Source organism: Chamaesiphon sp. VAR_48_metabat_403, assembly GCF_031422475.1.
GTDB lineage: Bacteria > Cyanobacteriota > Cyanobacteriia > Cyanobacteriales > Chamaesiphonaceae > Chamaesiphon.
Genome location: NZ_JANPLS010000284.1, coordinates 1 through 13017, shown reverse-complemented (window position 1 = coordinate 13017; position 13017 = coordinate 1). Strand labels below are relative to the sequence as shown.

Genomic DNA, 13017 nt, shown 5'->3' with positions numbered 1-13017 from the left:
CTGCTCAGGATAGAGCTGCTCGCTCTCATCCATCGTCATCCCCATCCGCTCGGTACCCATGATTTTCAACTGCTGCAACTGATCCGCCACATTCGGACAAGCTGGATAGCCGAAACTATACCGCGAACCCTGATAGCGTTGCGCCAACATATCGCGAATATTATCTGGCTCCAAATCTCCATAACCCAACTCCTTGCGGATGCGGGCATGTCCCCATTCGGCTAAACCCTCAGCCATTTGGACAGCCATGCCGTGGAAGTAGAGATAGTTGGCATAATTATCTGCTTTGAATAACACTTGGGCTTTTTCGCTGGCGACTTCGCCCATCGTCACGGCTTGCATCGGGAATACGTCGAATTTATTCTCGGAGAGGGGGCGGAAGAAATCCGCCAGACAGAGGCGACGCATCGATTTTTGGCGGGGGAATGTCCAGGTGACTACGGGGGTGGATGTTTGGGGGGTTAAGCCTTGCTCGATGACGCTGGGGTCGTAGACGTGGACGGAGTTACCTTCGGCGGTACAGGGGAAATAACCGTAGATGAGTTGGGGTTCGAGCCATTCTCCGGTGAGGATTTTGGCTTTCCACTCTTCGAGGATTGGGTGGACTTTATCGGCGAGGAATGCGTCGTATTCTTCGCGAGTTTGGTCTTTGGGTTTGCGGAATTGCCATTGTCCGGCAATCAGGGCTTGGAGATCCATGTGCCAGAATAGATCTTCTAGCACGATCTCATCCTTGATGATTTTGGTACCCCAGAATGGTGGGGTAGGTCGATCGATATCCAATCCTACCGCTTCCGATCGCACGGTGTCGATGACGACTGGCTCGTTACTCTCTGCCTTTTCTTTGGGTGCTTCAACTTCAACGGCGACTTTAATCGGGTTTCCATCATCATCGAGGAAGCCGTGGGTGTCGTCCCACTTGTTGCCCAGTTTGGCGGGCATGAGGGCATCCATAAAGTTCAAATCGGCAAAAGCATCTTTGCCGTAGATTACCTGCCCTTTATAAGCATTCTGACAGTCGTTGTAGACAAATTTGGGAGTCAGAGCAGCACCGCCGAGGATAATCGGAATTGTGATCCCTTTTTCGTTGAAAGCTTCGAGATTGTCTTTCATGAAGGCGGTGGATTTTACCAACAGTCCGCTCATAGCGATACAGTCGGGTTTGTGGGTTTCGTAGGCTTGAATAATCGCTTCGACGGATTGTTTAATCCCCATGTTGATTACTTCATAACCATTATTGGAGAGGATGATATCGACGAGGTTTTTACCAATATCATGCACGTCGCCTTTGACGGTAGCAATTACGAATTTACCTTTGGAATTACTCGTACCCGTATCGGCTTTATCCATGTGAGGTTCGAGTAGAGCAACAGCGGCTTTCATCGTTTCGGCAGATTGCAAGACGAAGGGTAATTGCATTTGTCCCGAACCGAATAGTTCGCCGACTACTTTCATCCCATTGAGGAGATAAATGTTAATCACATCGAGGGGTGGGTATTTCTCGATCGCTTTCATTAGATTCGCTTCTAATCCCACCCGTTCGCCGTCGATAATATGGCGGGTAAGTTTCTCTTCGAGCGGTAATTTATCATCCTCGGCTTTATCACGTTTAGTTGTCACCCCTTCAAACATGGTGGTGAGCAAACCTAACGGATCGTAGGTGCAAATATCACCATCAAATTGTCTTCGATCGTAAATTAAGTTCTTGCAAATCTCCTGATGTTCGGGAGTGATTTTTGCGAGGGGAAGAATTTTATTTGGACTAACGATCGCCGCATCCATACCAGCATTCATACACTCATGCAAGAACATCGAGTTCAATACTTGACGCGCGGCAGGATTTAGACCAAAGGAAATATTTGATAGTCCGAGTAGAACGTGACATTGGGGCAGATTTTCGCGAATCATTTTAATCGATTCGACGGTGGCTTTACCATTCTCCCGATCTTCCTCAATCCCGGTAGAAATTGGTAGTGCTAAAGGATCGAAGAATATCTCATAAGCAGGAATACCATATTCTACCGCCGCTCGGTAGGCACGTTGGGCGATCGCAAATTTCCGCTCGGCGGTGCGTGCCATGCCTTCTTCATCGATCGTCCCAATCACGATTCCCGCCCCATATTTCTTGGCAATTTCCAATACTTTGTAGAAGCGTTCTTCGCCATCTTCATAGTTGGTGGAGTTCATTAAACATTTACCACCAGCCACCTTCAATCCGGCTTCCATTTTCTCCCACTCAGTGGAATCCAACATCAGCGGTAAACTCACGTTATTGACCACACGAGAAACCACCTCGTGCATGTCTTTGACACCATCGCGTCCAACATAATCAACGTTGACATCGAGAATATGGGCACCTTCTTTAACTTGAGATTTAGCCAGCGAAACTAAACCATCCCAGTTTTCTTCATTTAATAAATCGCGACACTTCTTCGAGCCACTAGCATTCAAGCGTTCGCCGATAATTAGGAAGGAATTATCTTGATGATAAGGCTGAATTGACATCAGTGAAGATGCCGCTGGTTCAAATTCAGGATGACGTTCCTTGACTTGTAAAGTTGAACCAATTTCCGCCAAAGCTTTGATGTGTTCTGGGCGCGTACCACAGCAACCACCAATTACTTGTACGCCCCAATCTTCGACGAACTTGTGCATCGCCAATTTGAGTTCGATCGGTGTTAATTTGTAATGAGCATGTCCACCGATATTTTCAGGTAGTCCCGCATTGGGCACGCAAGAAACCACGAACGGCGATTGTTCGCACAGGTGCTTAATATGGGGAGCCATTAAGTCTGGCCCAGTCGCACAATTTAGCCCTAGAATATCGATCGGGAATGGTTGTAATGCGGTTAATAATGTTGCGACATCACTACCAGACAGCATCGTCGCCTGGGGATTTTCAAATGTCGCCGACACCATAATCGGTAGCCGCTCACCTTTATCCTTGAACACTCGCTCAAGTCCACTAATTGCTGCCTTGATTTGCAGCACATCCATACAAGTCTCAATCAGAAATAGATCTACACCACCGTCATACAAGCCCGTAGCCTGTTCGGTGTATGCTTGCTCTAGCTCTTCATAACCGATATGTCCGATCGAAGGTAATTTAGTCCCAGGGCCGATCGAACCTGCTACAAATCTAGGCTTCTCAGGTGTCGAAAATTCCGCCGTACATTTTTTGGCAAGTTCGGCAGCAGTCTTATTGAGATAATAAACCTTATCCTGCAAACCATATTCCGCCAAGGTTTGATAGGTACCGCCAAAGGTGTCGGTTTCAATTACATCCGCACCAGCAGACAAGAAATCCCGATGTACGATGGCTACTGCTTCGGGTTTCGTATGGACGAGATATTCATTGCAGCCTTCATATTCAGCACCGCCAAAATCTGCTGCCGTGAGGTTCTGAACTTGAAGATTGGTACCCATCGCCCCATCGAAGACGATGACAGGACGTTCGGGACTGTGGAGACGCGCGAGAAAGGGACTTGTCATAGAATCGGTAGGGTAGAGAATTATCTGAGTATTTTTAGAATATCAATGGAGATCCGTTAACTAATTAGATAGTTGGAGATATTGCTAGGACTTTATTATAGCCAAATTTATGCTGACTATTCATCAGAGATGCTACGCAGGTGCATCATCTGGTGGCGCAACCGATCTATTTACTGGAACGATTCAATCGTTGGCAAAGCCTCTCTGTAAGAGAATCGAAAGACTATACTATCTGCGAGATCGTCATAAAGTCTATTCGCGATCGGTAACTAACTAGATTGCGTTGAATTTATCGATATCGACACTCGTTCGCGTAGCGTAGGCAAAGCCTAATCTACATTTATAGATATTTATGCCGATCGCCTTTACAAATTATTATGCATCAGAAAAATATAGACTGCTAATTTAGATCGTTTTCATAATTAGCACCCTTAGACATCAGAGGTGGCTCGAAGAATAGTAGCTAGGTCGAGCCTACTATCAACCCTAGCAATCTACTATAAATATTGATGTTCAAAGGTAAAATATTGACTTTGCATCATTTTTTACACTTTTTTGACACGTCAAGGTGTTCTGTAACACATCATCTTTTTGATAATGGATGCTATCTTCTTAGCATAAGCGTTACATATCTAATCGACCGACAATGTTAGTCAGTACTGTTTAGAGAATGTATTTAAATCGGATTGCTTGTATTTAACTATTTACAAACCGATCTGGTTTGCTTGTTTGAGCTTGCAACCACCACAAACATAGTTGGTAAGCGAATCTTGCTGTCTTGCTACTATCATCAAGCTTACTTTTACAATCGGCAGTAGCATCGATTGTCTCTATCTAATATTGACCTCGATCGATTAAAAATTGGTGTAACTAGTACAGTCAGAGACCGGAATTATACCCCGAAATTTCGACAAAAACAGAATCGATCTAATAAGTATCCATTGCCTTGTAATTGCAGTGGCAGCTTTTAGACGATCGCTCCATTTATCAAAATCCATGCAGTCTTATCTGTAATTTTTTTTGCAGATCGGTCTGAAATCTTCAGATTATCGATCGAATTGAATCGATCGAGCAATAGTGAGTGATGCTTTGATTCTTAACTAGCATCAGTTTTACATTGGCTAAAAACGACTTTTATCCAGATTCAGATATCATCTATCTATCTTCTTGAGGAAACTAAAATGGCATCTTTTAAAGTCAATAGTCTTACTGATATCACCAATGCTAACGATAGTTTCCTGACTTTACGAGAAGCGATCATCGCAGCTAATACGCTCGGCGGATCGAATATAATTGACTTTACCCTCGCACCTAAGTCTCAAATTACGATCGCCAGTCCATTGACGATCTCCAGCAACCTAATTGTCAACGGATTGGGTGCTAATAACCTGACTATCTCTGGCAACTCGGTAGCCGATTTATTCTTCATCACTAATTCCACAGTTGCTTTCAATGGCTTGACATTTGCTAACGGTAGCGATGGCATTACTACTGGTACTAATGTCAATCTGACTGTGAATGACAGCGTATTCCTCAACAACACTGATGATGGGATCGATCTCAATGGCACTAACAGCACATTGAACCTGAATAACGTCACCTTCAATGGCAACAAAGGCGATGGTATTCAAATCGATGCCACCAATAGCAAAATCGCTCTTAACAAGGTTAATTCGATCTCCAACGGCGATGATGGTTTTGACATCGATGCTAGTGGTACCAATAACATTATTACTGTCAAAGATTCTGAATTCCGCAATAATGGCGATGACGGTTTCGACATCCTCGGTACCAACAACACCATTACTTGGGACAACGTTCTTTCCACAGGTAACAAAGAAGAAGGCTTTGAAATCGATGGAAAAGATAATAAAGTTACTCTCAACAACAGCAAATTAAATAACAACGGTGACGATGGTTTTGACATTGATGGTACTGGTACTGGTAACTCCGTTACTGTTAACAATTCCGAATTCCGCGACAACAGCAAAGACGGTTTCGATATCCTCGGTACTAACAACACAGTTATTTGGAACAACGTCCTTTCCACAGGCAACAAAGAAGAAGGCTTTGAAATCGATGGTAAAAATAACAAAGTTACCCTCAATAACAGTAAATTAAACAACAACGTTGATGACGGTTTTGATTTTGACTCAACCGCAACTGGTAACACTGTTGCTGTCAAAGATTCTGAATTCCGCAACAACGGTGATGATGGTTTCGACATCCTCGGTACCAACAATACCATTACTTGGGATAACGTTCTATCTACTGGTAACAAAGAAGAAGGCTTTGAAATCGATGGTAAAAATAACAAAGTCACCCTCAACAACAGCAAGTTAAATACCAACGGTGACGATGGTTTTGACATCGATGCTACTGGTACTGGTAATTTAGTAACGGTTAACAATTCTGAGTTCCGTGGTAACAGCAAAGACGGTTTCGATATTCTTGGTACCAGCAACACGATTGTTTGGAACAATGTTCTTTCTACTGCTAACAAAGAAGAAGGCTTTGAAATCGACGGTCAAAACAATAAAGTTACGATCGCCAATAGTAAATTAAATAACAACATCGATGACGGTTTCGACATCGATGCTACTGGTACTGGTAACTCTGTCACTATCAAAGACTCTGAATTCCGGAATAACGGCGATGATGGTTTTGATATCGCTGGTACCAGCAATACCATTACCTGGAACAACGTCCTTTCGACTGCAAATAAAGAAGAAGGCTTTGAAATTGATGGTCAAAGCAACAGTGTTACCATCAACAACAGCAAATTAAATGCCAATGGCGACGATGGTTTTGATATCGACCTAACTGGTAGCAGCAACTCTGTTATCGTCAAAGATTCCGAATTCCGTAACAATGGTGATGATGGTTTCGATATTTTCGGTACTAGCAATAACATTGTTTGGGATAATGTCCTCTCTTCTGGTAACAAAGAAGAAGGCTTCGAGATCGACGGCCAGAACAACAAAGTTAGCATCAATAACAGTAAGCTCAACAACAATACCGAGGATGGTTTTGACATCGATGCTACTGGTACTGGTAACTCAGTCACCGTCAAAAATTCCGAGTTCCGTGGTAACAGTGACGACGGTTTTGATATCTTTGGTGCTAACAATACGATCGTCTGGGATAACGTCCTTTCTACCGCTAACAAAGAAGAAGGGTTTGAAATCGACGGTCAAAATAACAAAGTCACCATCAGTAACAGTAAATTCAACAACAACGTTGATGATGGTTTCCAAATCGACTTCACTGGTCGCAAAAATACTGTAGACTTCTTCAACACCACATTTAATAATAATGCGGATGGCGTTGATATCAACGGTACCGATAACTTGTTTAACTTCTCCCAAGCTAGCTTTGTCGGAAATACTGACAACGGGCTAGAAATTGAAGGCAACAATAACACCATCAAGCTGACTAACAGTAACTTTGGTGGTAACGGCGGTCGTCCAATTGATAATCAAGGTTTGGGTAATCGCATCACAACTTCTGGTGTAACTGGCTTAGGTTTGGTTACTCCTAGTAATTTACTCGCAACCGAGCTTTCATTTGCATCAGCTAATTCTAAGCCTTTAGGATTTGCTTAAAGCAACGTAACTAACAGCATAAATTAATAATCTCGTCCCGATCGCATTAATTCTTGAGATCGGGACAATTTATTATGTACCCGTAGGATTGAAACCGATCTCAATCTTACGGGTATTGTATTGTCTAACTGCGAGCTGTTAGCGGTGTTAAATGATAAATAATGTTGCGATCGAGACATTATGGGTCGGGTGACAGTGCAAAATCGAGGATATAACAAATACTTACATAATTTTAGTGCTGGGGAGGTCGAAATCTATCTCAACACTAACTAATTCAAGAATTAAAGGTACACTACAAATATGATTCAGAATATTTTAATTGCCGTTGCTGGATTGGGTAAATGCGAACAAATGCTCAAAATGCTAATGGAAATTCCTGCCATCCAGGGTGCGAATGTCACCATTTTGCACGTAGTTACGCCCCAAGTCACCGCCGAACTCATGGCTCAAAAGCTCACCGATGGCGGTAAAATTCTTGCCGATGCGATCGAATATCTCAAATTAGATCCTGCTAAAGTTAACGTCCGCTTAAAGCAAGGCGATCCGAAAGATACCGTTTGTCAAATTGCTGATGAAGAAAATTCCGATCTGATTATCATGGGTTCGCGCGGACTCAATCGGTTAGAATCGATTCTCTCTAATTCTGTCAGTCAATATGTCTTTCAGCTTACTTCGCGACCGATGTTATTGGTCAAAGATGATGTAGACATCAAAAAAATTAATAAGATTATGGTGGGATACGATAACTCGCCTCCCGCTCAAGCATCGCTTAAATTAGCTCTGTCGATGTTACGCGATATTAAGGGTAGTCAATTACTGTTAATTCAAATTAAGTCAGATAAAAAAGCTGCCGATGCGATCGTCAATCCCGAACGCGACCCGATTTTTGCACCCGCAATTAACGAAGCTAAAAAACAAGGCGTAGCCTATAAATGTATCGTCTCAACTGGCGATCCTGGTAAGGAAATTTGTAAAGCAGCCGAAGAGTTTAATGTCGATCTAATTGCTGTCGGTTCGCCAGATCGTCGTCCTTCGATCGCGAAAAATTTACCAGATATCGATCGGTTATTAGGTAATTCTCTTTCTGATTACGTTCGCATTAAAGCTCCTTGTCCGGTACTATTGAATCGATCGGTAAGTTAGGCTTTGGGCTTGATGTGTTAGGTGTTAGAGGGTGTCTGAAAAGTCTAATTTGTTAAGCGTAAACCCTAGAAATCCCCCCCATCCCATCTCTCTTGAAAAGGTGCTCTACTTGGGCTTCACCTTCTCCTAACGGAGACGCTACGCGAATGGACGGGTTCCCCGTCAAAAAGGGTGAGACAAGACAGCGGCGTTTTTATATCTCCTGTCGGAGAGGCTCCGCCAACGGGGGTTCCCCCCGAATAAGAAAACGACAAGACAGCGGCTCACTTTTGGGCGGGTTCCCCGTCAAAATAAGTGAGACAAGACAGGGGGAACCCCAAGACCGCACTTTTCGCTCCCATCTCCCAAAAACATCCACCTTTGGGAATAGAACCAAAATCTTGTGCCTCTCTCATCGGGAAGTTGGCTCGGAGTAGTAATTAGCGGTTGAATAGAATCGATCGGTTAGAAATGCTGCCGCGAATTTTAACTCGGTTTAGCTGCCATCTAAATTTTACTCCGAACAAAAGGGAACAGAGCGATGTTTGTATTTAGGTCAATTTTTCTCAGCGATGCCGCCACTTTACTCGCGCAAGTCGATCCGATTCGTCAGACGACGATCGCTTTTTCTGGGCCGCAGTTTTTTACGGCTTTAGTTGCTGGCTTGTTTTTGACGTTTGGATTTCAGATGCTGCTGACCAATTTTTCGGTGGCGGCGGGGATGTCGGTATTGAGTTTGTCGGCGCACGACCATAAATCAGAGCGCAGTTCTTCATCTGGCAGTACGATTAATACGATCGGAACGGCGGTGGGAATCTGGACGTTAGTAACGGTGAGCATCGCTCTGTTTTTTGCTTGTTTGCTGGCTGTAAAGCTGAGTTTGGTGAGTAGTAGCGTCTTGGGCGCGACTGTGGGACTGGCAATTTGGGCGGCTTATTTCTCGATTTTAATCTGGATTAGCTCCACGACTGTTGGTTCGCTCGTCGGCTCGGTGGTAAATACGGCGACTAGAGGGTTTCAAGCTGTCTTCGGCACGGCAACAGCCGCGCTGGGAGCCAAAGCGGCTAGTTCCGAACTGGTGTCATCGGCAGAAGCTGTTGCTGCTGCCGTCCGGCGCGAAATGACTGCCTATATCGATCCGCAAGATGTAAAAGCTTCTTTTCAAGATTTGGTCGGTAAGGTAAAATCGCCAGAACTAGATGTTAAGGGATTGCGAGCCGAATTTGAAAAAATGCTCAAAGATTCGGAATTGAATAAGGTTGTGGATAAAGACCATTTACCCACCCTCAGCCGGGACACATTTGAAAGTCTGCTCAAAGAACGCACCGATCTTTCACCCCGCGATGTTAAAAAGATTGTCGATGAATTAGATCGATCGTGGCAGGGGACGATGGGTGGTTTAAAACCCGGTGGAAAAATCGGACAAATGCTCGATTTAGTTAAGTCGGCGAAACCCCAAGACTTACTCTCCGGCGGCTTTGCCCAGCAACTCGACCAGATGACAAAAGAGCTGGGACATGGTGAAAATTCCAGCCAGTTCGAGCAGATTGCGGGTACCTTAATGGGCATAATTTTAGGTCGGGTAGATTTATCCGATTTGGATGTTGAAAAAATTAAAGGACAGATTAAAACGGCTGGATCTACCATCCAAACTCAAGCCGAAAAAGTAGTTGACAAAACGCCACCATTATCGCCCGGTGCGAGTGCGATTCGATCGGACGTAGAGCATTATTTACGCGATACCTACTCTTGGCAACTCACCCCCGATCGGATCGAGCAGGAATTTCGTGACAGGCTCTACGACCCCAATGCCAATGCTAGAACCATTCGCCAAAGTCTAGAAGCCCTCGCCCCCGCTGAATTTAGCGCAATTTTACAATCGCGCGGCGTATTTACCCAAGCTCAAATCGCCGACATTACAGGCAGTCTCGATCGCGTTCGCCAGCAGGTATTAGCCCAAGTCCGCGCCACCGAATCCGCCGGAATGCTCGCCAACATGCAAGCGCAGATCGATCGCTACTTCCAATCGACCCCAAAAGAGCAGCTCCTCGCTCCGGCGGCTAGCACGGAATTTAAGGCACTATTAATCGATGCCGATGCCGATCCGCAAGAATTACACGAGCGGCTCTCACAGCTCCAGCAAAGACCCTTAACCAGTCTTCAGCAACGCGCCGATCTGACCCCAGCCGAAAAGTCACAAATCGCCCAAACCCTCAACCCGATTTTAACTGTCGCGATCGCCGATACCGAAGGACTCCAGCAGGGCATTAAAACCAGAGTATCCACTCAATGGGAGCAAGTTCGCGACTACCTTCGCAATACGGGTAAAGACGAACTCAATCCCGAAAGCATCGAGCGCGACTTCCAAAAGCTGCTCGACGACCCGCAAGGCGGCTTACACGACATCAAACATCGGGCGAATAGTTTCGATCGCGATACTCTCGTTCAACTGCTTTCCCAGCGTAAAGATCTCAACCCAGACCAAGTAAATAATATCCTCGATCGGGTCGAATCTAACTGGAAAAAAGTTACCCACACCCCAGCCGCGATCGCCGATAAAGCCAAAGCCCAGTATGAAGATACCACCAGCGCGATCGCCGATTATCTGCGCCGGACGGGTAAATCGGAACTCAATCCCGACGGCATCAAACGCGATCTAACAACTCTGCTTCAAGACCCCAAAATGGGAGTAGAATCAATTCGCGATCGCTTGAGTCAGATCGATCGGGATACCTTAGTGCAGATGCTCCGCCAGCGGGACGATCTCACCGAAGCCGAAGCCAACGCGGCGATCGATCGGGTACAGGATACGATTCGGCAAGTTCTCCGCACCCCGCAGCGGTTAGCCATGCGCGCTAAATCCAAAGTTACCGATTTCCAAACTACCCTCGAAGATTACCTTCGCAACACCAACAAACAAGAACTCAACCCCGAAGCCATCGAGCGCGAGTTGAGCTTACTGCTCAAAGATCCGCGACTGGGTTTAGAACAATTGAGCGACAGACTCGCTCATGTCGATCGAGCGACCGTTATCGCATTGTTGTCCCAACGGCAAGATATATCTGAAGCCGAAGCCGCGCAAATTGTCGATCGAGTCCTCGCCGTGCGCGACAGGTTTAACCATCAACTCGAAGCCATTAAAGCCAAAATGCAATCGGTTATCGACGGCATTCTGGGCAAAGTTCGCGACTATCTCAATGCCTTAGAACGTCCCGAACTCAACTACGATGGCATTAAAACCGACGTGCAACAACTTTTCGACGATCCTAACGCCGGATTCGACGCACTCCGCGACAGACTCTCGCATTTCGATCGCGATACCTTAGTCGCCGTCATCAGTTCGCGGGACGATATCTCTCAAGCCGATGCCAACCGACTGATCGATCGTGTCGAACAAGTTCGCACCGATCTCTTGCGCCGAGCCGAGCGCATCCAAACCCAAATTCAATCTCGTCTAGACGATCTCAAGTCTCAAGCCCAAGCCCAAGCCGAAGCTACCCGCAAAGCCGCAGCCACCGCCGCCTGGTGGTTATTTGCCACCGCCTTCACCTCTGGTATCGCCGCCGCCACCGCCGGATCGATCGCTGTTACTCCGATGATTTCAATTGGGTAGGCTTTAGGCTTTAGATTTTAGGTTTTATAGGAAAATCCCCTCCTCGGAGGCTACCGTGTATACACAAGTCCGCTAGGCTTCGTTTCTAGATTCCGAATCCCCCAAACCCCCTTCCGCACCCGATCGAAGATCTACCAAAAGATAGATACCCGATCGGGTGCGATTTTGCTAAAATTTGGCAATCCTTAATATACAGCATAAATAGAGGAAAATATGGCGATCGAACGTGGTTCTAAAGTTCGGATTCTCCGCCCAGAGTCTTACTGGTTTCGGGAAGAAGGAATTGTAGCGGCAGTGGATAAAAGTGGGATTAAATATCCGGTCATCGTGCGGTTTGAAAAAGTAAATTATGCAGGTGTCAACACCAATAATTATGCAGTGCACGAATTACAAGAAACAGCCGCTCCGACTAAAAAAACGCAATCGACTGCGGCTGCTGGCGGCAAGCAAACTACCATCGATCCAGCAACTCGTCGTACCGGACAAGGTGACATGAAAGCCGATGTCAGACCTGGCGCAGAAGCAGAATCCGCAGCAACAGATAGCACCTTTGTTGAAGGTTCCCCCAATCAGGGTACGGAAGCTCGATAAATCGAGTATTAGATTTGTGGGATGAATTTGTAGAACTAACATCAACCAATAATTAGACCGTCCTGCATCACGGTTTTGCGGTGAGTTTGGGCGGCAATCTCTGGTTCGTGGGTAATAATTACGATCGCGATGCCTTGGTTGTTGAGGTCTGTAAGTAACTTCATCACATCTTGAGTTGTGTGAGTATCTAATGCGCCAGTCGGTTCATCAGCGAGAAGGAGGGCAGGTTGATTGACTAACGATCGCGCAATTGCCACCCGCTGCTGTTGTCCGCCGGATAGTTGACTGGGACGATTGAGTAATCGATCGCCCAATCCTACTCTAGTCAATGCCTAATCAAGACAGCGTTCCGCTCCTCAACCTACCGTGTATACACAAGTTTGGATAAAAGCGAAAACCCTAGAAATCCCCCTGTCTTGAAAAGGTGCTTTACTTGCGGCTCGCCTTTGGACGGGTTCCCCGTCAAAAAAGGCGAGACAAGACAGGGGAAACAAGCGACGTTTGTGGGGGTAAGGTCGAGGGGAGTGTTACCACTCCGCCCCTCCTATCCGAAACCGAACATGAAACTTTCACTTCATTCGGCTACTCAACGTG

At 45.8% G+C, this 13017-nt stretch carries 6 protein-coding genes and 1 pseudogene; 5 read left to right on the top strand and 2 right to left on the bottom strand.

What is annotated here, in order from left to right; translation table 11 throughout:
* Nucleotides 1-3492: methionine synthase (gene metH, locus RMO79_RS13445; RefSeq protein WP_310483670.1), on the bottom strand; the 3492-nt coding region annotated here is incomplete at its 3' end.
* Between the two features lie 109 nt (nucleotides 3493-3601).
* Between metH and RMO79_RS13440 the strand changes: the two genes are divergently transcribed.
* The 5 genes from RMO79_RS13440 (at nucleotide 3602) to RMO79_RS24575 (ending at nucleotide 12423) form a co-directional block, all read left to right on the top strand.
* Entirely contained in the window at nucleotides 3602-3769 is a 168-nt protein-coding gene (locus RMO79_RS13440) for a hypothetical protein (RefSeq protein ID WP_310483669.1), read from the top strand.
* 904 nt (nucleotides 3770-4673) lie between these two features.
* On the top strand, nucleotides 4674-7097 hold the full coding sequence (locus RMO79_RS13435; RefSeq protein ID WP_310483668.1) for a right-handed parallel beta-helix repeat-containing protein: 2424 nt from the start codon (nucleotides 4674-4676) through the stop codon (nucleotides 7095-7097).
* A gap of 300 nt (nucleotides 7098-7397) precedes the next feature.
* Nucleotides 7398-8240: a universal stress protein gene (locus RMO79_RS13430; RefSeq protein ID WP_310483667.1), complete on the top strand. Its 843-nt coding sequence runs from the start codon at nucleotides 7398-7400 to the stop codon at nucleotides 8238-8240.
* A 520-nt stretch (nucleotides 8241-8760) separates the two neighbouring features.
* Nucleotides 8761-11832 carry an MFS transporter gene (locus tag RMO79_RS13425; protein ID WP_310483666.1) on the top strand — a complete coding sequence of 1024 codons (3072 nt, stop codon included), beginning with the start codon at nucleotides 8761-8763 and terminating at the stop codon, nucleotides 11830-11832.
* Between the two features lie 213 nt (nucleotides 11833-12045).
* Nucleotides 12046-12423, top strand: a complete 378-nt coding sequence (locus tag RMO79_RS24575) for a photosystem I reaction center subunit IV (protein WP_396136592.1) — start codon at nucleotides 12046-12048, stop codon at nucleotides 12421-12423.
* Nucleotides 12424-12464: 41 nt separating this feature from the next.
* On the opposite strand, the pseudogene RMO79_RS13415 reads toward RMO79_RS24575, so the two are convergent.
* Nucleotides 12465-12755: pseudogene (locus RMO79_RS13415) on the bottom strand (ATP-binding cassette domain-containing protein); the annotation flags it as partial.
* Between the last annotated feature and the right edge of the window lie 262 nt (nucleotides 12756-13017).